We start from the raw sequence: 24554 nt of genomic DNA, 5'->3' as shown, positions 1-24554 counted from the left end.
AGAGTTATACAAATGTATAACTCTACAAAATATGAGTATATTCCAAAACGTTTTTGCTAATCAATAAAATAGTTACTAACAAGAATAAAGTTCTTACATATCCAACACCTTTTTGAACTGCAAATTTCGATCCAAAATAAGCGCCCAAAATCATCGATAATCCCATAATAATACCGTATTCAAAATGAATTACGTCTAAAAATAAAAAAGTGATTAACGATACGATATTACTAACAAAATTCAAAAGTTTTCCAGATGCTGCCGCTTGAATAAAATCCAAACCAATTAATAAAAATGCAAAAATTAAAAAGGATCCTGTCCCTGGTCCAAAAAATCCATCGTAAAACCCTATCATTAAAATAACAAAGAAAAATATTAATGTTTTTCTTTTCGTCATCTTCTTATAGGTAGATACACTTCCCCAATCCTTTTTCGCAATAATATAAATAGCAATAAATACCAACATTACAAGCACTAACGGACGTAAAATATCTGGAGGAATAAACTTTACTACTAAAGCACCTGCTACTGCTCCTATAACAGTTAACGGGATTAACTTTCCTACAATTTTAAAATCGACCTTTCCCGATCGAATAAAGTAAATCGCACTCGTAAACGTCCCCATCGTTGCAGCTAATTTATTCGTTGCAATTGCCGAAGCTGGTGGTAAACCAACAAACATAAGTGCCGGAAGCGAAATTAATCCTCCACCACCAACAACTGAATCAATAAAAGCTGCTAAAAAACCGAATGCAATTAATAAAATAATGACTTGAAAACTTAATTCGTCCATGCGCTTTACCCCTTATCCCATTATTTATAACATTTTAAATTATAACAAAATTACCCAAGAAAAAAAGCCGTTCCATAAAGGAACGGCCCTTCTAATTAATCTAAAATTTTCACATACGGCTCATCTTGCTTCGCCTCACGTATAATAATCGCTTCTGGACGTTCTACAGATTTAATCGTTACTTGTACTTTCATATAATTCGGGAAGTATTCCATAACCAGCCCGGCTACATATTGTGTAAAGCCAATTATTTCTGCTTTCCCATTAAACTGGACAGGAATATCGAGCTTTATTTCTCTTAATTCATCGTCTCTATACATACCAGTACCGATAACAGCTGTATAGTCGCCTTGGAAATAATCGCTTAATTTTGCCTTGAAGTTTGATACTCTCGCCAGATCTTCACGTTTATTATCTGTTTTCGCTTGTTCAGATGGGAACAAATAGTATTTCTCATTAATTTGTTTCCAATCCTCAACCGTTTCACTGCCTTTTTCAACATTCGCATAAGAAACAAAGTTACCTGGTACGAGCGAAGACTTTGGAGCCTGACGATAAATCGCAAATGTTATCGGAACATTTTTTGCTTCAGACTTTTTTTCGTGCATAACTTTCAAGATTTCTTGCGCCATTTTTTTCCCTTCAGCTAACATTTTTTCTTGCTCAATTTTAGCCTCACGCGGATAACCATGCTCTTCCTCATAATAATGAACCGAATTCATCGCTAAGCCAACTACAATGCCTTGGAGCTCACCTTTCTCATCTTTCTCGTCTTTTTTCACATAATAATCATGCTCTAAAATATTCGAAATATATATTGGATTTTTTTTATTTTTTTCCTCTAATGATCCAGATCCTTCACCTAACGCTGGGTTTAAACCAATGTTTGGAAACTTAACTGCATCCTTTTTTAATTTGTCCTCTAGTTCTTTTTGTTCAGCAACTGTACGCTTTCTTTTAACAAGCATTTGTATAGTTTGAGCATCTAGAACATCTCCACCTTTAAAGAAATGTTCTTTCGTACTAAATGATTCTTTCGCAATACGCATTAATCCTGTTTCAAATTCATCTATATCAAGACGATTACTTACTCCTTGCACAACTAAGCCACGTGCGTTTCCTCCCTCAAATGGAATAGTCGTCTTATAATATTCATCCGAAATAGAGTAATTCGGGACGATTGCTTGCTCTTTTGCTTTCCCCGATTTCTCAACCACTTTTTCATCTTTATCGGCACCTGCACTACACCCACTTACAAGTAGGCCAAGGCTTAATACCGCTAATGCTATTTTTTTCATGGTAAGTTTGCACCTCTTACTTATTTAGCTCTTGTAAGAACCTCTCTTCATTCCAAACCTCAACATTATGTTTCTCCGCTTGTGCTAATTTCGAACCTGCCGCTTCACCTGCAACAACTAAATCTGTACTTTTACTAACACTTCCTGTTACTTTTCCACCTAATGCCTCAATCTTCTTCTTCGCTTCACTACGTCCCATCACTTCTAATTTCCCTGTTAAAACGACAGTTTTTCCTGCGAAGTACGACTCAACGTTTTGTAAATCAGCAATTTTCATGCCTTTATATGTCATGTTCACGCCGTATTCTTTAAATTGTTGTAATAACTCTAATACGTCTTCATTATCGAAATACGTTACTACGGATTGAGCCATTTTTTCACCAATTTCATTAATTGCTTTTAGTTCTTCTTCCGTTGCCTTCACAAGCGCATCCATCGTTTCGAAATGCTCTGCAAATGTACGTGCCGCTTTCGCTCCAACATGGCGAATACCAAGACCGAATAATAATCGCTCTAATGAGTTTTCTTTAGAATTCTCAATTGCTTGTACTAAATTCGTTGCTGATTTTTCTCCAAATCGTTCTAGCTGTAATAATTGCTCTTTCGTCAACGAATATAAATCAGCAAATGTACGAATATAATCTGCCTCAAAGAGTTGTGTAATGACACGTTCTCCAAGTCCATCAATATTCATTGCATTTCTTGAAACGAAATGGATTAACCCTTCTCGAATTTGAGCAGGACAAGTTGGATTTATACAACGAAGTGCTACCTCTTCTTCTAAACGAACTAGTTCACTCTCACATGCTGGGCAATGCGTTGGCATATGATATTCTTCTTCCTCACCAGTACGCTTATCGAAAATAACATTCACAACTTCAGGAATAATATCTCCAGCCTTCTTCACAACAACGTAGTCACCAATTCGAATATCTTTTTCACGAATTAAATCTTCGTTATGTAAAGAAGCACGACGAACGATCGTACCAGCCACTCGCACTGGCTCTAGCTCTGCAGTCGGTGTTACAACCCCTGTACGACCAACACTTAATTCAATGCCTGTTAATCTTGTTACAACTTCTTCAGCTGGGAATTTATAAGCAATTGCCCATCTTGGACTCTTTGCTGTAGTGCCTAGACTTTCTTGAAGAGCAACATCATCTACTTTTATAACGATCCCGTCAATCTCATAATCAAGATGCGGACGTTTTTCTTGCCATTCTTCTACATAAGCTATAACTTCTTCAATTGTTTCACATGTGCGTCGATTTGGATTTGTTTTGAATCCAAGTTCACCTAAGAAATCAAGCGATTCACTATGTGATAGGATTGTTTTTTCTTCTACATTCGCAAGACCGTATACAAACATAGATAAGTTACGCTTCGCTGCAATTTTCGGATCAAGTTGGCGGATTGAACCTGCTGCCGCATTACGCGGATTCGCAAATACATCTTCACCATTTTGCTCTTTTTCTTCATTTAACTTAACGAATGAACGCTTCGGCATATAAGCTTCGCCTCGTGCCTCTAACGTTACTTCTTCATTTAAACGAAGCGGGATTGCTTTAATCGTTTTTAAATTTTGGGTAATATCTTCACCTGTTACACCATCACCACGTGTTGCCCCTTGAATGAAGCGTCCTTTTTCATAATGAAGTGAAACAGCAAGTCCGTCAATTTTTAATTCGCATATATATCTTACATTCGCATCATCAATTCCTTGACGTACTCGTCGGTCAAAATCACGTAAATCTCCTTCGTTAAATGCATTTCCCAAACTTAACATCGGTGACTTGTGTGTTACTTTTTCAAATATATCAAGAACCGTTCCCCCAACGCGAACGGAGGGAGAATCTTCACTCATAAACTCTGGGTTCTCTGCTTCTAATTTTATAAGCTCCTGCATATTACGGTCATACTCCGCATCAGAAACAGAAGGATTGTCTAACACGTGATATTGATAGTTAAATGTATTTAACAAATCACGTAGTTCTTCTATACGTTTTTTTGCTATCTCTTTTGACATATCCTCATTCCTTTCCTATTGTTTCGTCACAGGTGCAAATTTTGCTAACAAGCGTTTAACACCAATTGGGCTTGGGAACGCAATATCTAATTCTTTTGCATCACCTTCACCTTTTACACTTACAACTGTACCGATTCCCCATTTTTGGTGGGAAGCTTTATCGCCTACTGCCCAGCCGATTTGTTCGCCGCCTGTCGTCTTAGCTGCAGGACGCGCGAAAGCTGAGCGAGAACGTGTTGTAGTTGTAGTTGTCGTTTTACTGCTACTTGCCGTTCTTCCTTTTGCACCAAACGAAGTTTCACGCTTCGGCGCTGTTTCATTTAATGATTCTACTAGTTCTGTCGGGATTTCTGTAATGAATCGGGATGCGGCATTCATACTTGTTCTACCAAATAAAGTACGCATTTGTGCATTTGATAAATACAACTCTTCTTCTGCACGAGTAATACCTACATAAGCAAGACGACGCTCTTCTTGCATTTCATCTTCTTCCATTAGAGAACGAGTATGCGGGAATATTCCTTCCTCTAAACCAACAATAAAGACAACTGGGAATTCTAATCCTTTCGCTGAGTGCATCGTCATTAAAATAACTTCCTCACCAGCAGTTGGGTCTTCATCTACACGATCAATATCTGCAACAAGTGCTAAGTCTGTTAAGAATGCAACAAGGCTCTTATCTTCGCTTTGAGATTCAAATGTTTGCGTAACAGATAAAAACTCATCTAAGTTCTCTAGACGACCTTCCGCTTCTAACGTACGCTCGTTTTTCAACATGTCGCGATAGCCTGTTTTCTCAATAACTTCTTCTACCAATTCTGTAACAGATAAATACTCTTGCATATTTACCCAGTTGTGTAATAAACCTGCGAATTCTTTTACTGCCTTTGTAACCTTTGCACTTACTCCAACGTGCTCAATCTCATCGAATACAGCTGTTAATGAAATTCCATTTTGTACACCGTAATTAATAATTTTATCGATAGAAGTCGCACCAATTCCGCGCTTTGGCACGTTAATAATACGTGCGAAACTAATCTCATCATCTGGATTCCCAATTAAGCGTAAATACGCCAAAATGTCTTTAATCTCTTTACGGTCGTAGAACTTCGTACCGCCGACAATTTTGTAAGGAATATTAGATTTCAGGAAAATCTCCTCGACCATACGAGACTGCGCATTTGTACGATATAACACCGCAAAATCAGTATATTTTCGTTTTCCCATTTGAATATCGTCACGAATTTTTTTCGCAACAAAGTACGCCTCGTCCTTTTCCGTTGCAGCACGATAGTAAGAGATTTTGCTTCCAACTTCATTATCTGTCCATAATTTCTTCGGTTTACGATTCGTATTTCTTTCAATGACAGCATTCGCTGCATTTAAAATATTTTGTGATGAACGATAATTTTGTTCTAACAGAATAACTTGCGCATTCTCATAATCTTTTTCAAATGACAAAATGTTAGAAATGTCCGCACCACGCCAGCGATAAATTGACTGATCTGAGTCACCTACAACACATAAATTTTTAAAACGTGCTGCCAAATGTTTAACAAGAAGGTACTGCGCTTTGTTCGTATCTTGATACTCATCCACGTGAATATACTGGAATTTACGCTGATAAAACTCTAGTACTTCTGGAACACGTTCAAATAGTTGAATCGTCGTCATAATTAAATCATCAAAGTCTAATGAGTTATTTTTCAAAAGACGTTTTTGATATTCTGTATATACATCGCTCGTTAATTTTTCATATGGATCAGCAATTGTAATTTTCTTTGCATATTTATCCGCAGATAACAATTCATTTTTCGCATTACTAATACCAGCTAAAATAGAGCGCGGTTCAAATTTCTTCGGATCAATATTGCGCTCTTTCATAATTTTTTTGACTACAGTTAACTGATCACCTGAATCTAAAATTGTAAAGTTACGATTAATACCAATGCGATCGATATCACGTCGTAAAATACGTACACACATAGAGTGGAACGTAGAAATCCAAATATCTTCTGCTTCTGGTCCGACAAGTGTATCAATACGCTCGCGCATTTCACGAGCCGCTTTATTTGTAAAGGTAATAGCTAGTACATTCCATGGTGCTACTCCTTTTTCACCAAGTAAATACGCAATACGATGTGTTAACACACGTGTTTTACCACTGCCTGCGCCTGCCATTAATAGAAGTGGTCCGTTCGTTGTTTGTACTGCTTTTTGTTGCTGCGGATTTAAACCATTTAATAATCTATCTGTCATACTCATATATGCCTGCACCTACTCTCCTTTTACTGCTTTAACCGTTTTTAACGCTGCTTTTATATCATCATAAATAATATTTCCAACAACTACTGTATCAGCATACTGCGCCATTTCCTTCGCTTGTTCAGCATTAGAAATACCACCGCCATAATATAACTTAGCTTGTTTCAATTCTGCTTTCACATTTTTAACAAGTTCAACATCTCCATACGTACCGCTATATTCTAAATAAAATATCGGTAAACGTAATAGCTTGTCTGCTAAACGCGCGTATGCAATTACATCATCTTCTGTTACATCACACTTTGCATCTGTAAGCTGGGCTACTTTCGCTTCAGGATTTAAAACACAATATCCTTCCATAAAAATTTCGTCCCAATCCATAATATCCCCAAATTCTTTCAAAGCCTCATGATGAACGCCTGTTACCCATTCCACCTTTCGGCTATTTAAAACGCTTGGGATATAATAAAAATCGAATCCTGGTGTAATTGCTTCCACATCAGAAACCTCTAACACACAAGGAACTGCATATCTACGAATGCTAACTAGCATGTGTAGTACATTATCAATTGTCACCCCATCACTTCCGCCTACAATAACAGCATCTGTTCCAGACTCACAAATCATTTCTAAATGTTCGTCACTTAATTCCTTATTCGGATCAAGTTTAAATACATGTTTCCATCCGGAAATATCGTACATGAAAACACCCTTTCTTTTCTCAAGTTGTATATATTTCTGTTTAAAATAACAGTTTATTTTCATTAGGATTTTTTTAGTTCACCTTAAATATTTGTTTAAAGCGGAGAATTAAGCTTGAAATCCCCTGTTCCACATTTTTTAAACGCGAGGATTTAATTTTGAACTTCCTTTTATGCATTCTTTCATTATAACAAAAAAAGCTACTTACACACACGCACAATCCAACATCTTTTTCCACGTCAAATGTTGGATTACATATCCGAAAAATCAAAAGGGATACTAATAAAAGAAATAGTATTATCTATTTCAACTTTCATAAAAGGAGTGTTTTTCTAATGAAGCAAAATATCGGTACAATAAATGCCCTAATTCGAATTACACTCGGACTTGTCCTCTTCGGTTGTAGTGCAACGAAACTCGTGCGCAAACCTTGGTGCACTTGGTCTAACATTTTGCTATGGATTGGTGCAATGAAAGTTGCAGAGGGAATTGTTCGTTTCTGCCCTATTGTTGAAATGTGGAAATTCGGAAAATACATGAACATGGGGGCATTTAAAATGCCTAGCATGGATTTTGCTAAAAAGGGACATACTAAAGAAGAAGCGAATCAAACTTCCAATCACGACAAACCACAGTCAAATGGAAGTTATGACGCTTCTGACAAAGAGATTGAGTCAGCGATTGAAGATATAATCCTGGCAAAACCGCTTTGAATCATTTGTCACGATGCAAGATGCTCTCAAAGGGACTTAGCTGCTGCAGTGGGCGGTTAAGTCTTCTTTATTTTACCACGAAACAGAACGTACATTCTTATTTTAAGTATTTAAATATACATAATCAATAAAATTCAGAAAATTAGGTGTAAACCCCTTGCTTAAAATGATATAAAAGTGATATCATTTTTATATCAGGAGGCGATCATATGAAAGAAAAACAAGTATTTTACGTTAATGGTTTTCTTGGGATTATTGGAATTTTAATTTTAGCCGCTATCGGTGTATTTTTCCTTGTACAAGAAATTTTCATAGGAGCAGCATTAACTATTATTTTAGCTGCAGTTCTTGCTACAGGTATCGGGATTGTTCAGCCAAATCAAGCAAAAGTCATTACGTTTTTCGGTAATTATTTAGGAACAATTCGTCAAAACGGTTTATTTTTAACGATTCCGTTCGCGTTCCGTCAAACTGTATCGTTACGTGTTGAAAACTTTAATAGTAAAAAATTAAAAGTAAATGATGTCGACGGCAACCCAATTGAAATTGCAGCTGTTATCGTATATAAAGTTGTTGATTCTGCAAAAGCAATGTTCGGCGTCGAACATTATGATCGATTTGTAGAAATTCAAAGCGAAACGGCAATCCGCCACGTTGCAACGAAATATCCTTATGACAATTTTCAAGATGAAACTTGCATTACGTTACGTGGAAACACTGAAGAAATCTCTGAAGAATTAAAACGTGAGTTAGAAGCACGCCTTGAAATTGCTGGCGTAGAAGTATTAGAAACTCGTTTAACACATTTAGCTTACGCAACAGAAATTGCCCATGCAATGCTACAACGTCAACAAGCAAAAGCAGTATTAGCTGCTAGAAAAGAGATTGTTGAAGGTGCTGTGAAGATGGCCAAAGATTCAATCCATATGTTAGATGAAGAAGGCGTACTAGAACTCGATGACGAGCGTAAAGCAAATATGGTGAACAACTTATTAGTTGCCATCGTTTCAGACAAAGGTGCGCAACCAGTTATTAATACAGGAAGCCTATACTAAAAGGTTGTAAATCCTTATGGCTAAAAAGAAAAGCTTTCCATTACGTATTGATCCTGAATTACACGCAGTCATCGAAAAATGGGCGAATGATGAGTTTCGTAGCGTCAATGCACACATCGAATATTTACTTCGAGAAATGGCAAAGCAAAAAGGGAAATTAAAAAAGGATAAAGATGCATAAAAAATCCCGCTGAGGAATCAGCGGGATTTTTCACATATTAATTTCTCGTCATCTCATGCCCAATTGCACGATATCCTATATCACTTCGGTAAAATAGACCATCACTCTCAATTTTACCGATTTCTTTATATACTTTATCTTTTGCTTCTTGTAAACTATTCGCCTTACAAGCAACAAATAGTACACGACCACCGTTTGTCACAAAGTCACCATGTTTCATTGCTGTACCCGCATGGAAAACAATTACATCTTGCAATGCATCTAGCCCTTTAATAATTTCACCTTTTTTATATGCTTCCGGGTATCCTTTCGAAGCAAGCACAACACCAATTACCGATTCCTCTGACCATTGTAACGTTAACTCACTTTCATCTAATACAGCGTTACATACGTCCACTAAATCATTTTCTAAACGAGGTAATACAACTTCAGTTTCAGGATCGCCAAAACGTGCATTAAATTCAATTACCTTTGGACCATCATTTGTTAAAATAAGTCCCGCATATAAAATTCCTGTAAACGATCGATTTTCTTGGATCATCGCTTTAGCAGTTGGATGTAACACCGTTTCAATCGCCTCTTGAACTGCTGACTCCGAAATTTGTGGTACTGGAGAATATGCACCCATTCCGCCAGTATTTGGACCTTTATCACCATCAAAAGCTCGTTTATGATCTTGTGCAATTACCATCGGATGTACAGTTGTTCCATTCACAAATGCCATTAATGAAAATTCTTGTCCATCTAAAAACTCTTCAATAACAACTTTCTTACTCGCTTCCCCGAACTTTACATCTTGCAGCATTTCTTTCACAGCTTGTAATGCCTCTTCAAGTGTCATTGCTACCGTTACACCTTTACCAGCCGCTAAACCGTCTGCCTTAATAACAATTGGTGCACCAACCTTTTCAATGTACTTTACTGCTTCTTCATAGTCTGTAAAAGTTTCGTACGCTGCAGTTGGAATATTATATTTTTTCATAAGCTCTTTTGTAAAAGCTTTACTACCTTCAATAACAGCAGCCGCTTGATTCGGACCAAATACGCGAAGTCCCTCTTCTTTAAAACGATCAACAATTCCATTCATAAGTGGAATTTCTGGTCCAACGAAAGTTAACTCAATATGATTCTCTTTCGCAAATAAAACTAATGCATCAAAATCATTTTCATCAATATCAATTGGTGTTGCAACATCACGCATACCTTCATTACCTGGTGCTACATATACCTTTTCTACTTTTTCAGATTGTGCAAACTTCCAAGCTAAAGCATGCTCACGCCCACCGCGTCCAATTACTAAAACATTCATATTTCATCCCCCAATATTTAAATAAGTACAAACTAGAAGCTATGCTCCTAGTTTGTTTTTTCATATCAATCAAAGTTTAAAAAGGAAGGTTATCTTAACCGGACTTTTTAAACTTCCTCTATTAGTGTTTGAAATGACGTACGCCAGTGAACACCATAGCAATCCCATACGTATCCGCCACTTTAATAGAATCTTCGTCACGGATTGATCCGCCTGGTTGAATGATTGCTGTAATCCCTGCTTTTGCTGCTTCTTCCACTGTATCTGGCATTGGGAAGAAAGCATCAGATGCAAGTGCGCTACCTTGTGCTTTTTCACCAGCTTGTGTAATTGCGATTTTTGCAGAACCTACACGGTTCATCTGTCCAGCACCGACACCAATTGTCATATCATCTTTTGCTAAAACAATTGCATTTGATTTCACATGCTTTACAACTTTCCAAGCTAATTTTAAATCTTTCCATTCTTGCTCTGAAGGTTCACGTTTCGTTGGAATTGAAATTGTACTTTCATCTAATGATAACGTATCTTCCTCTTGAACGAGAAGGCCACCTTGTACAGAAGTTAATTTTTTGCTTGCGCTTGTCGCCTTTTCAATATTTACAGTTAATAAACGTAAGTTTTTCTTACTTTGTAACACTTCTAAAGCTTCTTTCGAGAAAGAAGGTGCGATAATAATCTCTAAGAAAATTTCGTGTAACTTTTCAGCTGTAGCTTTATCAATTTCACGATTCGCTGCAATAATGCCTCCAAAAATGGATACTGGATCCGCTTCATAAGCACGTGTGTATGCTTCATGAATATCCGTACCTACTCCAACACCACATGGATTCATATGTTTTACTGCTACTACTGCTGGTTCTGTAAATTCTTTCACGATACTAAGCGCTGCATCTGCATCGTTAATATTGTTATACGATAATTCTTTGCCATGTAATTGTTCTGCGTATGCAACAGAAGAAGTTGCTGCGAATGGCGCTTTATAGAAAGTTGCTTTTTGATGTGGGTTCTCGCCATAACGTAAATCTTGCTTTTTCTCAAATGTCACAGTTAATGTTTCAGGACTTTCTTCACCCATTTGCTCTGTTAAGTAGTTAGAGATTAACGCATCATATGCTGCTGTATGGCGGAATACTTTCGCTGCTAATTTACGTTTCGTTTCTTCTTTTACTTCACCGTTCTCTTTCAGTTCTGCTAATACAACATCGTAATCTACTGGATCTACAATTACCGATACAAATTTGTGATTTTTCGCAGCAGAGCGAATCATTGTTGGGCCACCAATATCAATATTTTCAATTGCATCAGCAAATGTTACATCAGGCTTAGCGATTGTTTCTTTGAATGGGTATAAGTTAACGACAACAAAATCAATTGGCTCTATACCTAACTCGTTCATTTGTGCTACATGCGTTTCATTATCGCGAACTGCTAATAGACCACCATGAATATTTGGATGTAATGTTTTCACACGACCATCCATGATTTCTGGGAAACCAGTTACTTCAGAAATACCGATTACTTGTAAGCCGTTTTCTTCTAGTAATTTTTTTGTACCGCCTGTTGATATAACTTCGATCCCTTGTTCTAGTAAACCTTTAACAAATTCTACTACTCCTGTTTTATCTGAAACACTTACTAATGCACGCTTTTTCATTTACCCTTCACCCCTGATTGTATGTTAGTTAACAGTTGGTTCTTTCGTAGATTGAACAATTTGATTCACTGTATTTACGTATAACTTATGTTCAACTTGTTGAATTTTCGTTTGTAAGCTTTCTCTCGTATCCCCTTCAGAAACAACTACTGCTTCTTGTGCAATAATTGGCCCTGTATCCATACCTGCGTCTACATAATGAATCGTTACTCCAGTTACTTTCACACCTGCTTCTAACGCTTGACCAACAGCATCTTTCCCTGGAAAACTCGGTAATAGTGATGGATGAATATTAATAATCCTTCCGCCGTAAGCTTCTAGTAAAGTTGGTCCAATTAAACGCATATATCCGGCTAAAATAACATAATCAATTTCATACTCTTCTAGCTTCTTTAATATCTCTTTTTCAAACGCTTCTTTTGACTCATATGCTTTCGCTGAAAAAGCGAAACACGGGATATGATGATAATGTGCTCGCCCAACAGCGCGTGCTTCTGGTTTATCACATACTAATAAACTAATTTCCGCATCCAATCTTTTTTCTTCTACTGCATTAACGAGAGATTGAAAGTTAGATCCGCTTCCAGAAGCAAAAACTGCTAATCTACTCATAGCGCTGTGCCTCCATTAAAAGTAACGCCAGCTCCTTGTACAGTGCGTCCAATAATACGAGCAGTTTCTCCTTGCTCTTCAAGAAGACGAACAACATCTTTTGCATCTTCTTCCTTCACCGCTACTACCATACCAATACCCATGTTAAAAATATTGAACATTTCTTTCTCTTCCAACTTGCCAACTTCTTGAAGTAAACTAAAGATCGGCTGAATTTCCCAAGATCCTAATTCAATTTCTGCACCGATTCCTTCTGGTAACATACGTGGAATATTTTCAATGAATCCGCCACCTGTAATATGTGCCATACCGTATACTTCATATTTCTTCAATAGTTCTAAAATAGGTTTGACATAAATTTTCGTTGGTTTTAATAATTCTTCACCAAGAGGTAGCTCTAAGCGTCCGTAAATGCGATCTAAAGATAGTTCTCCATCTTCTAGTAATACTTTTCGTACTAAAGAATAACCGTTACTATGAATACCGCTAGATGCTAAGCCAATTAATACGTGACCAGCTTCAATTTTTTCACCTGTTACAATTTTCTTTTTATCAACGATCCCAACTGTAAAACCAGCTAAATCGTATTCTTCTGTAGAATACATTCCTGGCATTTCAGCTGTTTCTCCACCAATTAAAGCACAGCCTGCTTGGCGACAGCCCTCTGATATACCTTTGACGATGTTTTCAATTTTACTAGGTTCAGCTTTACCACAAGCAATATAATCAAGAAAGAAAAGCGGCTCTGCTCCTTGCACAACAATATCATTTACACACATTGCAACCGCATCAATACCAATTGTGTCATGTTTATCTGCCATAAAAGCGAGCATCAATTTCGTTCCCACGCCATCTGTTCCAGATACTAATACAGGTTCTTCTAATGCAAATTTTGATAGGTCAAACATACCTCCAAAACCGCCTAAACCGCCTAGTACTTCTTTTCTCATTGTTGTTTGTACGTGTTTTTTCATGCGAGATACCGCTTCATATCCAGCTTCAATATCTACTCCTGCTTGCTTATATGCATTCGCCATCGTTATCTACACCTCGTCTTTTAATTTCTCCCTATCCTGTGCGGGCCGTTTTAAGAAAGAAGCTAGCTTCTACATCAAAAAGAAGTAGAAGCTTTTTTCTTCTTATTTTATACTTTCTAAAAGCTCTTGCTCATAATCATAAAGAGCTGTTGGATAATCTCCATTGAAGTACGCCATACATAGGCCACCGTATTTCCCTTCATATGGACGTCCAATTGCATCTACTAATCCATCTTCACTTAAAAATGTTAATGAGTCTGCACCAATCATTTCACGAATTTCTTCTACCGTATGATTTGCTGCAATTAATTCTTTTCTCGTTTGAATATCAATGCCATAGAAACATGGATATTTCAAAGGTGGTGAAGCTATTCTTACGTGAACTTCTGTCGCTCCAGCCTCGCGAAGCATACGAACAATTCGTTTACTCGTTGTTCCTCGTACGATAGAATCATCAATCATAACAACTCGTTTCCCTTCAACTACACCTCTTACTGCTGAAAGCTTCATCTTAACCCCTTGCTCTCGCAGTTCCTGAGAAGGTTGAATAAACGTACGTCCAACGTAACGATTTTTAATTAATCCTAACTCATATGGAATGCCTGTCGCCTCCGCATAACCAATTGCTGCTGAAATGCTAGAGTCTGGTACACCAGTAACAACATCAGCTTCAATAGGAGCTTCTGCCGCCAAACGTTTCCCCATGTTTTTACGTGCTGCATGGACATTAACACCAGCGATATTTGAATCTGGGCGTGCGAAGTAAATGTATTCCATACTGCAAATTGCATGTTCTACATCATTTGTAAAACGATCTACGTGAATTCCTTCATCATTAATGATAAGTAATTCACCTGGTTCTACATCACGAATGTATGTTGCACCTACTACATCAAAAGCACATGTTTCAGACGCTACAACGTAAGCATCTCCCATCTTTCCAATTGAAAGGGGACGGAATCCATTTGGATCTAGCGCAACAATCATTTCATTTCCAGTTAGTAAAAGATATGCAAACGCACCTTTCACTTTATTTAGAGCTTCTTTTACACTTTCAATTAACGAATCTTTCGTACTACGTTTAATAAGATGTAAAAGTACTTCTGTATCTGAACTTGTTTGAAAAATACTTCCCTCTGCCTCTAATTCACGGCGAAGCATTTTTGCATTAATTAAATTCCCGTTATGAGCTAATGCCATACTATGATCAGAAAAACGGAATAGTAATGGTTGAACGTTAGCCACTTCACTTCCACCAGCCGTCGCGTATCGTACGTGTCCGATTGCTGATTTTCCGTTCAATCCTTCTAGCTCTCCTCTTGAAAACACTTCTGATATTAAGCCTAACCCCTTGTGACCGACGATTTTTTCTCCATTATTTACGACAATGCCTGCGCCTTCTTGTCCACGGTGCTGTAAACTGTGCAATCCGTAGTATGAAACTTGTGCCGCATTTTCATGCCCCCAAATTCCGAAAACGCCACATTCTTCGTTTAACCCCTTTATTTCAGCAAGCATGGGATTGCCCCTTTCCAAGCCTTTCTCATTTCATCTACATTTGCTGTAAGTAACACTTCATTTTCTTCATTATGAATTGTCACTTCATTTGTATTTGTTACTTCTCCAACTTGAATTGCTTCTACCGCTTTCTCAAACGCTTCTTTATTTTCACGTTTTACAGTTATCACGAAGCGAGATTGTGATTCCGCAAATAATGCCGCTGTTGCTTCCCCGTCTAATTTCACAGTAGCACCTAAGCCGTTAGCACCAATTGCACTTTCTGAAATCGCAACTGCTAAACCACCTTCAGCAACGTCATGTGCAGATTGAACAAGGCCAGCTTGAATTGCTGCTAATACTTGTTTTTGACGTTTTAATTCTACGTCTAGATCGATACTTGGTGATTTGCCGAAAATTTTGCCGTGAAGCATTTTCTGTAATTCACTTCCACCAAACTCAGCTTTCGTCTCTCCGATAACATAAACTAAATCGCCAGCTTGCTTAAACTCTTGTGTTGTTACATGTTTTAAATCGTGTACAAGTCCAACCATCCCAACTGTCGGTGTTGGGTATACCGCTTCACCACTACGTTCGTTATACATTGATACATTTCCGCCAATAACTGGTGTTTGTAATGTGCGACAAGCTTCACTCATACCATCTACTGATTTCTCAATTTGCCAGAAGATTTCTGGTTTTTCTGGGTTACCGAAGTTTAAGCAATCTGTAATTGCAAGTGGCTCCCCGCCAGAACATACGATATTACGTGCTGCCTCTGCTACTGCAATTTTACCGCCCATTTCTGGATCTAAATAAATGTAGCGAGAGTTACAGTCTGTCGTCATTGCTAATCCTTTTTCTGTACCGCGTACACGTACAACCGCTGCATCTGAACCTGGTGTAACAACTGTGCTTGTGCGAACTTGATAATCATATTGATCATAAACCCACTCTTTACTTGCAATCGTCGGTTGTTGTAATAGAGCGAATAGCGTTTCTTTATAATTTTCTACTTTTGGTGTTTCCATTTTCATCTGCTGGAATTCAGCAAAGTATGCTGCTTCTTTTGATGGTTTATGATAAATTGGCGCTTCTTCTGCAAGGGCATCTGCTGGCACTTCAGCTACCATTTCACCTTTATGGAATAAACGAAGCATTTTGTCTTCCGTTACTTTCCCCATCGTAACGGCTGCAAGACCATACTTCTCAAATAAATCTACTATTTCTTGCTCTCTACCTTTTTTCACAACTATTAGCATACGCTCTTGTGATTCAGATAGCATCATTTCATATGGTGTCATTCCTGTTTCACGCTGTGGTACATCATCTAAGTACATTTCAATACCCATTCCTGCTTTACTTGCCATTTCTGCAGAAGATGATGTTAAACCAGCTGCCCCCATATCTTGAATTCCAACAAGTGCATCTGATTGAATAAGTTCTAAGCAAGCTTCAATAAGAAGTTTCTCCATAAATGGGTCTCCTACTTGAACTGCTGGACGCTTCGCTTCTGAGCTTTCAGATAACTCTTCAGATGCGAATGTTGCACCGTGAATACCGTCACGACCAGTTGATGCTCCTACGTACATTACTGTATTTCCAGCACCGTGCGCTTGCCCTTTTTTAATATCTTCGTGGTTAATTAAGCCTACACACATTGCATTTACAAGTGGATTTCCTTCATAACATGGATCGAACTGTACTTCGCCGCCAACAGTCGGAATACCGATACAGTTACCGTATCCTGCAATCCCTGCTACTACTTCTTCGAATAAATATTTCACACGTGGTGATTGTAATTCCCCAAATCGAAGTGAGTTTAATAGAGCTACTGGACGTGCTCCCATAGAGAATACGTCACGGATAATACCACCAACGCCTGTTGCTGCTCCTTGATATGGTTCAATAGCAGAAGGATGGTTATGGCTTTCCATTTTAAATACAACCGCTTGATTATCACCGATATCTACAATTCCAGCACCTTCCCCAGGTCCTTGCAAGACGCGCTCACCTGTTGTTGGGAATTTTCTAAGCACTGGTTTTGAATTTTTATAACTACAATGTTCTGACCACATTACAGAGAATAAACCTGTTTCTGTATAATTTGGCAGACGACCTAAAATCTTTTCAACCATGGCAAACTCTTCGTCTGTTAGCCCCATTTCCGCATATATGCGCTCTTCTTTAATTTGTGTTGGATTTGGTTCAAGCATTAACGACATATGTTTCCCTCCACTGTTTTAAGATAGATTGAAAGACTTTTAACCCTTCAGCACCGCCAAGTAGTTCATCTACAGCACGCTCTGGGTGTGGCATCATACCAAGTACATTTCCTTTTTCATTTACAATACCAGCAATATCTGAAACGCTTCCGTTCGGGTTTTCTACGTAACGAAATGCGATTTGATTATTCTCTTCTAATTGTTTAAGAGTCTCTTCATCACAATAGTAATTCCCCTCACCATGTGCAATTGGAATATTGATTACTTCATCTTTTTCATATTGTGATGTAAACATCGTTTCATTATTTTCAACACGTAACTGAACTGTTCGACACATAAATTTTAAGTTTTCATTTCTCATTAATGCTCCTGGTAATAATCCTGATTCAACAAGAATCTGGAATCCATTACATACACCTAAAATTGGCTTTCCTTGCTCAGCAGCTTTTTGTACTGCTTTCATTGCATTTGCAAAGCGAGAAATAGCACCGCAGCGTAAGTAGTCACCGTAAGAGAAACCACCTGGTAGTAGAATTGCATCATATTCATCTAAATTCTCTGTATCGTGCCAAACGTAATCTACTTCTTCGCCAAGCTCATCTTTAATTGCATGGAACATATCGACATCACAGTTCGAACCTGGAAATACTATTACGGCAAATTTCACTGTGCGACAACCTCCTCAACTTCATAACGGAAGTCTTCCATTACAACGTTTGCTAATAGTTTTTCACACATTTCCTTTACCTTGCTATCTAAGTCAGTTACCGATTTATCAATTGTTAGTTCCATGTATTTTCCAATTCGAACATCCTGTACTTCTGTGAATGAAAGGCTATGAAGTGCTCCTTTTACTGCTGTTCCTTGTGGATCTAATACGCTTTCTCTTAATGTTACATATACCTTAACTTTATACATGTGAAATTCCCCCTAAACGTTTTAAAATCTCTTCATAAGCATCTGTTAAATTTCCAAGATCACGACGGAATACGTCTTTATCAAACTTCTCATTGCTCGTTTCATCCCATAAACGGCAAGTATCTGGTGAAATTTCATCTGCTAAAATGATTTCTCCTTCATCGGTTACACCAAACTCTAATTTGAAATCTACTAATCTTACACGACAGCTTGCGAAATGATCAATCAACACTTGATTGATTTGTAGAGCCATATCTCGTAATACGCTTACTTGCTCTGGCGATGCAACGTTTAATACACGAATATGATCTTCCGTTACAAGCGGATCTCCTAAATCATCATCTTTGAAGTAAAATTCTACGATTGGTTCTGCAAGTACAGTTCCCTCTTCCATTCCTAATCGTTTTGAAAGACTTCCTGCAATTACATTTCTTGTGACAACTTCTAAAGGAATAATACTCACTTTTTTAACAAGTTGTTCTGTTTCAGATAGCTTCTCAACAAAGTGTGTTTTAATTCCTACTTCTTGTAACTTTCTGAACAATAAAGTTGTAATCTCATTGTTCAAACGACCTTTTCCTGTAATCGTCTCTTTTTTCTCCCCATTGAAAGCAGTCGCACTATCTTTGTACTCTACCCAAACCATATCTGCTGATTCTGTACGATAAATTCTTTTTGCCTTACCTTCATACAGCAATTCTAGCTTTTGCATTTCGCAAGCCCCCTGTAGTTTGAAAAATGTGAATAATTTTTTTATAAAGAATGGCACAGAATGACTCTATTCTGTGCCATATGAAATTTTACGCTTCGTTTAATCCGAGGCGTTCAAAGATTGTATCAACGTGTTGCATATGATGCTCATAGTTGAAGCATTCATTAATTTCTTCTTGTGTTAACTTGCTCGTAATACGCTCATCAGCTTCTACAAGCTCTTTAAATTGTACTTGGGTTTCCCAAGCTTCCATCGCTTTAGGTTGTACGATATCGTAAGCTTCTTCACGCACCATACCTTTATCGATTAATGTAAGCATTACGCGCTGAGAATAAATTAAGCCGTATGTTCTTGTCATATTGCGTTTCATATTCTCTGGGTATACAGTTAAGTTTTTAACGATATTACCAAAGCGATTTAGCATGTAATTTAACGCGATTGTAGCATCTGGTAAAATTACGCGTTCTGCTGAAGAATGAGAAATATCACGCTCATGCCATAATGGAACATTCTCATAAGCTGTCATCATATAACCGCGGATAACACGAGCTAAACCAGTCATATTTTCAGATCCAATTGGATTACGCTTATGCGGCATTGCAGAAGAACCTTTTTGACCTTTTGCGAAAGCTTCTTCAACTTCACGTGTTTCACTCTTTTGTAAACCACGAATCTCAACTGCCATCTTTTCGATAGACGTTGCGATTAATGCAAGTGTTGACATGTAATGAGCATGGCGATCACGTTGCAATGTTTGTGTTGAAATTGGTGCTGCTTCTAATCCTAAGTTTTCACAAACATACTTTTCTACGAATGGATCGATATTTGCATATGTACCAACCGCACCAGATAATTTACCAACACGAACTGTATTAGCAGCTTGTTTGAAACGCTCTACGTTACGTTTCATTTCTTCATACCAAAGACCAAGTTTTAAACCGAATGTTGTTGGTTCTGCATGAACACCGTGTGTTCTTCCCATCATAATCGTGTATTTATGCTCTTTTGCTTTATTAGCTAAAATACTTACGAAGTTTTCTAAGTCTTTTAATATGATTTCATTCGCTTGTTTTAAGATATAAGATAACGCTGTATCTACTACGTCTGTAGATGTTAAACCGTAATGAATCCATTTACGTTCCTCGCCTAATGCTGGTGTTTCTGATACAGCACGAGTGAATGCAACTACGTCATGACGTGTCTCTTTTTCAATTTCATAAATACGATCAATATCAAATGATGCATGCTCACGAATTTTCTTAACATCTTCTTTCGGAATATCGCCAAGCTCAGCCCATGCTTCACAAGCTAAAATCTCAACTTCTAACCACGCTTTAAATTTGTTCTCTTCCGTCCAAATTGCACCCATTTCTGGGCGTGTATAACGACTAATCATCTTTTTCCCTCCAACAGTTGTTCTTGATGGTCCCAAATATGCAAACTCTTCGCTTTTTCTAGAGCGACTTCAATATTATCATTTAAAATATTAACATGCCCCATTTTTCGCTGCGCTTTTGCTTCTTCTTTTCCATACAAGTGTAAATAGCACCCGGTTAATCTATTCACTTGTCTTAGGACCCCTTCTATATGTTCGCCTAAAATGTTTACCATGACAACTGGTTTTAACAAATTTGTTTCTCCAAGAGGTAAATTACAGATTGCTCGAATATGTTGGCCGAATTGACTCGTTTCACATGCATCCTGTGTATAGTGTCCTGAATTGTGAGGTCTTGGTGCTAATTCATTAATGTAAATCTTACCATCAGCTGTAACAAACATCTCTACCGCTAGTGTTCCCACAAGTTCTAGTTCATCCGCAAGCACTTTTGCATAAGCAATAGCTTTTTGAGAAAGTTCTTCTGTAATGCGAGCCGGAACGATGGATTCATGCAAAATGTTATTTACATGAATATTTTCCGCTACCGGAAATACTTTCGTTTCACCACTTACACTACGAATGACAATAACTGATACTTCTTTTTCAAAAGGCACCCATTTCTCTAAAATACACTCTGCTGCATTCGCAAGCTCTCGCGCTGTATCAACGTCATCCTCACTTCTTAAAACAACTTGCCCTTTCCCATCATATCCGCCTGTCGTCGTTTTTAAGACGGAAGGATATGATAATTCAGCGATTGCTTCAGTAAGCTGATCTTGATTTTGAACTAATCTATACGTTGCTACTGGTAATCCTGCTTTCTCAATCGCATTCTTTTCTGTAAAACGATTTTGTGTTTTACTTAACAACTGACTGCCTTGCGGTAAGTAAGCATGTTTTTCAAGCCATTGTAAACATCTATAATCAATATTCTCAAATTCATATGTGACAACATCACTGATCTCCGCTAAATGCTGAATTGCTTTTAAATCGTCATATGATGCAACAATTTCAATATCAGCAACTTGTGCACATGGTGAGTTTTTTGTAGGATCTAAAACAGCAATTTTATATCCCATCTCCTTAGCTGCCAATGCCATCATTCTTCCTAGCTGGCCGCCTCCAATAATACCGATTGTTTTTCCAGGTAAAATGATTCTCGTCATACTAGCTCACTACCTTCGCGCACATCTTTTTCAATTGCTTCTCTTCTCAATTCTAATGCATCATATATGTCATCATGGAATGATCCAAGTATTTGTGCAGCAAGTAAACCAGCATTTGTTGAACCAGCCTTACCAATTGCAACAGTTGCAACTGGAACCCCTCCTGGCATTTGGACGATGGATAATAATGAATCTAAGCCGTTTAACGCTTTTGACTGAACTGGAACTCCGATTACAGGAAGATTTGTCTTCGCTGCAACCATTCCTGGTAAATGCGCTGCTCCACCAGCTCCAGCAATAATAACTTTCAATCCACGTTCACGAGCCGTCTCTGCATATTCAAACATATAATCCGGAGTCCGATGAGCGGATACAACTTTTTTCTCATACGGTATATTTAATTCATCTAAAATGTCACAAGCATATTTCATTGTTTCCCAGTCTGACGTGCTTCCCATTATGACTCCAACTAGTGATTTCATATTAGAATCCCCCCGATTCAAATAAAAAAAGCCTGAAATAGAACATTTTCTCTTTTACTATGAGAGAAAGCGCTCTACTCAGGCATACGTATCCCTTGTGAATAGAAAAATACCGAGTGACTTTCCCTCATAGTCTAACGAATAACGGTCGTTAGGTAGAGACTTGCAGGCCATATCCCCGCGATTATATGAGGTCTTATATATTATTCTTTCTATGGCTATATTAACAATATTTTATAAACAATGTCAACAAATAATCGAATGTTTTTTTATTACTCATCAATAACGTTCGTGTTTTAGTTATATTCAAAAGAATAATTGTAACTATATGCAAGAAGGATAAGCAATTAGAATATATATTTCTAGAGATCTACCATACACAAAACGGTTTGTATATTAATTCCGTATGCTTTTATATAAAGTGAAACTTTAATCAACCTTCAACAATCGGGCTTTTACGGGCAGTTGATCCCACACCTAGCTTCTTTGCTACCGCTGAAATTTGAGGTGGGGGTCTTACTGCCCGTTAATGCGGAATAAAGCATATCGTTTCTATTCCTTTGTATCGCATTCATTACTGTAATGATTGAATACTTATTTTCATTCTTATATCATCCCGCTTTTCTTACTCTCATTATGTAAAATATATACTTGTAGTAAGAAATAACAGTTACCCTCAATAGCCTCATTTTCATTCTTTTCTCTCATTAAGATTACTAAATTTACGGATTATGACATTTGATATATAAAAATAAACACAAAAAAACCTAAGTCGAAACGACTTAGGTTTTTGCCTTGGCGACGTCCTACTCTCACAGGGACAAGGTCCCAACTACCATCGGCGCTAGAGAGCTTAACTTCCGTGTTCGGTATGGGAACGGGTGTGACCTCTCTGCCATCATCACCAAACTATTGAAGGCATATTCCTTCAAAACTAGATAACATTTGCTACATATTATATGGTTAAGTCCTCGATCTATTAGTATTCGTCAGCTCCACATGTCACCATGCTTCCACCTCGAACCTATCAACCTGATCATCTTTCAGGGATCTTACTAGCTTACGCTATGGGAAATCTCATCGTTGAGGGGGCTTCATGCTTAGATGCTTTCAGCACTTATCCCTTCCGCACATAGCTACCCAGCTATGCCCTTGGCAGAACAACTGGTACACCAGCGGTGCGTCCATCCCGGTCCTCTCGTACTAAGGACAGCTCCTCTCAAATTTCCTACGCCCACGACGGATAGGGACCGAACTGTCTCACGACGTTCTGAACCCAGCTCGCGTACCGCTTTAATGGGCGACAGCCCAACCCTTGGGACCGACTACAGCCCCAGGATGCGATGAGCCGACATCGAGGTGCCAAACCTCCCCGTCGATGTGGACTCTTGGGGGAGATAAGCCTGTTATCCCCGGGGTAGCTTTTATCCGTTGAGCGATGGCCCTTCCATGCGGAACCACCGGATCACTAAGCCCGACTTTCGTCCCTGCTCGACTTGTAGGTCTCGCAGTCAAGCTCCCTTATGCCTTTGCACTCTACGAATGATTTCCAACTATTCTGAGGGAACCTTTGGGCGCCTCCGTTACACTTTAGGAGGCGACCGCCCCAGTCAAACTGCCCACCTGACACTGTCTCCCGGGTCGATAAGACCCGTAGGTTAGAATTTCAATACAGTCAGGGCGGTATCCCACCAGCGCCTCCACCGAAGCTAGCGCTCCGGTTTCAAAGGCTCCCGCCTATCCTGTACAAACTGTACCAAAATTCAATATCAGGCTACAGTAAAGCTCCACGGGGTCTTTCCGTCCTGTCGCGGGTAACCTGCATCTTCACAGGTACTATAATTTCACCGAGTCTCTGGTTGAGACAGTGCCCAAATCGTACACCTTTCGTGCGGGTCGGAACTTACCCGACAAGGAATTTCGCTACCTTAGGACCGTTATAGTTACGGCCGCCGTTTACTGGGGCTTCAGTTCAGAGCTTCGCTTACGCTAACCCCTCTCCTTAACCTTCCAGCACCGGGCAGGTGTCACCCCCTATACTTCGCCTTACGGCTTCGCAGAGAGCTGTGTTTTGCTAAACAGTCGCTTGGGCCTATTCACTGCGGCTTTCCGTTAAGAAAGCACCCCTTCTCCCGAAGTTACGGGGTCATTTTGCCGAGTTCCTTAACCAGAGTTCTCTCGCACACCTTAGGATTCTCTCCTCGCCTACCTGTGTCGGTTTGCGGTACAGGCACCTTTTATCTCGCTAGAAGCTTTTCTTGGCAGCGGGGAATCAAAGACTTCGCTCCATAAGGAGCTTCCCCATCACAGCTCAGCATACGCGATAAGCGGATTTGCCTACTTATCAGCCTAACTGCTTGGACGTGCACAACCAATCGCACGCTTCTTCTATCCTTCTGCGTCCCTCCATTGCTCAAACGATAAAGAGGTGGTACAGGAATATCAACCTGTTGTCCATCGCCTACGCCTGTCGGCCTCGGCTTAGGTCCTGACTAACCCTGAGCGGACGAGCCTTCCTCAGGAAACCT

Annotated in this window: 20 protein-coding genes, 2 rRNA genes and 1 riboswitch (1 of these 23 only partly in view); of the genes, 3 read left to right on the top strand and 19 right to left on the bottom strand. The window is 38.7% G+C overall.

Translation table 11 applies throughout. From position 1 onward, the window contains the following. Positions 1-22: 22 nt before the first annotated feature. The 5 genes from BGI23_RS01785 to pcrB form a co-directional block, all read right to left on the bottom strand. On the bottom strand, positions 23-793 hold the full coding sequence (locus BGI23_RS01785) for a TSUP family transporter (RefSeq protein WP_000343968.1): 771 nt from the start codon (positions 791-793) through the stop codon (positions 23-25). 95 nt (positions 794-888) lie between these two features. Further along, complete coding sequence (locus tag BGI23_RS01780; RefSeq protein WP_000717042.1) at positions 889-2091, bottom strand: CamS family sex pheromone protein; 1203 nt, start codon at positions 2089-2091, stop codon at positions 889-891. A 16-nt stretch (positions 2092-2107) separates the two neighbouring features. Beyond that, a complete protein-coding gene (gene ligA, locus BGI23_RS01775; RefSeq protein WP_000031440.1) occupies positions 2108-4117 on the bottom strand; it encodes an NAD-dependent DNA ligase LigA in 2010 nt (669 codons plus the stop codon). A gap of 15 nt (positions 4118-4132) precedes the next feature. Further along, entirely contained in the window at positions 4133-6382 is a 2250-nt protein-coding gene (pcrA, locus tag BGI23_RS01770) for a DNA helicase PcrA (protein WP_014481546.1), read from the bottom strand. A 12-nt stretch (positions 6383-6394) separates the two neighbouring features. Next, complete coding sequence (pcrB, locus tag BGI23_RS01765) at positions 6395-7084, bottom strand: heptaprenylglyceryl phosphate synthase (RefSeq protein ID WP_000272090.1); 690 nt, start codon at positions 7082-7084, stop codon at positions 6395-6397. A gap of 335 nt (positions 7085-7419) precedes the next feature. Between pcrB and BGI23_RS01755 the strand changes: the two genes are divergently transcribed. From BGI23_RS01755 to BGI23_RS01745, 3 genes are all read left to right on the top strand, one after another. Then, positions 7420-7797, top strand: coding sequence for a YgaP family membrane protein (locus BGI23_RS01755; RefSeq protein WP_000812349.1), 378 nt, complete (start codon positions 7420-7422; stop codon positions 7795-7797). A gap of 209 nt (positions 7798-8006) precedes the next feature. Further along, positions 8007-8852, top strand: coding sequence for an SPFH domain-containing protein (locus BGI23_RS01750; RefSeq protein WP_000660683.1), 846 nt, complete (start codon positions 8007-8009; stop codon positions 8850-8852). Positions 8853-8868: 16 nt separating this feature from the next. Further along, positions 8869-9033, top strand: coding sequence for a type II toxin-antitoxin system antitoxin (locus BGI23_RS01745; RefSeq protein WP_001085171.1), 165 nt, complete (start codon positions 8869-8871; stop codon positions 9031-9033). Positions 9034-9070: 37 nt separating this feature from the next. On the opposite strand, the gene purD is transcribed toward BGI23_RS01745, so the two are convergent. The 14 genes from purD to BGI23_RS01675 all read right to left on the bottom strand — a co-directional run. Next, a complete protein-coding gene (purD, locus tag BGI23_RS01740) occupies positions 9071-10342 on the bottom strand; it encodes a phosphoribosylamine--glycine ligase (protein WP_001101940.1) in 1272 nt (423 codons plus the stop codon). A gap of 121 nt (positions 10343-10463) precedes the next feature. Continuing rightward, entirely contained in the window at positions 10464-11999 is a 1536-nt protein-coding gene (gene purH / locus BGI23_RS01735; protein WP_000745404.1) for a bifunctional phosphoribosylaminoimidazolecarboxamide formyltransferase/IMP cyclohydrolase, read from the bottom strand. Between the two features lie 24 nt (positions 12000-12023). Beyond that, entirely contained in the window at positions 12024-12611 is a 588-nt protein-coding gene (purN, locus tag BGI23_RS01730) for a phosphoribosylglycinamide formyltransferase (RefSeq protein ID WP_000088582.1), read from the bottom strand. Continuing rightward, positions 12608-13648, bottom strand: coding sequence for a phosphoribosylformylglycinamidine cyclo-ligase (gene purM, locus BGI23_RS01725; protein WP_001262432.1), 1041 nt, complete (start codon positions 13646-13648; stop codon positions 12608-12610). The genes purN and purM overlap by 4 nt, the downstream gene beginning before the upstream one ends. Positions 13649-13750: 102 nt before the next feature. Further along, positions 13751-15166, bottom strand: a complete 1416-nt coding sequence (purF, locus tag BGI23_RS01720; protein ID WP_000879024.1) for an amidophosphoribosyltransferase — start codon at positions 15164-15166, stop codon at positions 13751-13753. After that, positions 15151-17370: a phosphoribosylformylglycinamidine synthase II gene (purL, locus tag BGI23_RS01715; protein WP_000055576.1), complete on the bottom strand. Its 2220-nt coding sequence runs from the start codon at positions 17368-17370 to the stop codon at positions 15151-15153. Before purL ends, purF begins: the two co-directional genes overlap by 16 nt. Continuing rightward, positions 17354-18037, bottom strand: a complete 684-nt coding sequence (purQ, locus tag BGI23_RS01710) for a phosphoribosylformylglycinamidine synthase subunit PurQ (protein ID WP_000666779.1) — start codon at positions 18035-18037, stop codon at positions 17354-17356. Before purQ ends, purL begins: the two co-directional genes overlap by 17 nt. Beyond that, complete coding sequence (gene purS, locus BGI23_RS01705; protein ID WP_000278826.1) at positions 18034-18288, bottom strand: phosphoribosylformylglycinamidine synthase subunit PurS; 255 nt, start codon at positions 18286-18288, stop codon at positions 18034-18036. Before purS ends, purQ begins: the two co-directional genes overlap by 4 nt. Beyond that, the gene (gene purC / locus BGI23_RS01700; protein ID WP_001170542.1) at positions 18281-19000 is read right to left on the bottom strand and encodes a phosphoribosylaminoimidazolesuccinocarboxamide synthase; all 720 of its coding nucleotides are present in this window, start codon (positions 18998-19000) and stop codon (positions 18281-18283) included. The genes purS and purC overlap by 8 nt, the downstream gene beginning before the upstream one ends. 88 nt (positions 19001-19088) lie before the next feature. After that, positions 19089-20396, bottom strand: a complete 1308-nt coding sequence (purB, locus tag BGI23_RS01695) for an adenylosuccinate lyase (protein ID WP_000625677.1) — start codon at positions 20394-20396, stop codon at positions 19089-19091. Next, complete coding sequence (purK, locus tag BGI23_RS01690; RefSeq protein WP_000196793.1) at positions 20393-21544, bottom strand: 5-(carboxyamino)imidazole ribonucleotide synthase; 1152 nt, start codon at positions 21542-21544, stop codon at positions 20393-20395. Before purK ends, purB begins: the two co-directional genes overlap by 4 nt. Then, positions 21541-22026 carry a 5-(carboxyamino)imidazole ribonucleotide mutase gene (gene purE, locus BGI23_RS01685; protein ID WP_000839371.1) on the bottom strand — a complete coding sequence of 162 codons (486 nt, stop codon included), beginning with the start codon at positions 22024-22026 and terminating at the stop codon, positions 21541-21543. The genes purK and purE overlap by 4 nt, the downstream gene beginning before the upstream one ends. Before the next feature lie 110 nt (positions 22027-22136). Further along, positions 22137-22238, bottom strand: a riboswitch (purine riboswitch). Between the two features lie 581 nt (positions 22239-22819). Further along, positions 22820-22935 (bottom strand): 5S ribosomal RNA (gene rrf / locus BGI23_RS01680). A 50-nt stretch (positions 22936-22985) separates the two neighbouring features. Further along, a 23S ribosomal RNA gene (locus BGI23_RS01675) occupies positions 22986-24554 on the bottom strand; it runs 1350 nt beyond the window's last position.

Origin of the sequence: Bacillus sp. ABP14 (genome assembly GCF_001831375.1) — a bacterium.
GTDB classification, from domain to species: domain Bacteria; phylum Bacillota; class Bacilli; order Bacillales; family Bacillaceae_G; genus Bacillus_A; species Bacillus_A paranthracis.
Note: the sequence above shows the minus strand (reverse complement) of the source record. Positions and strands in the feature narration are given on the sequence as shown.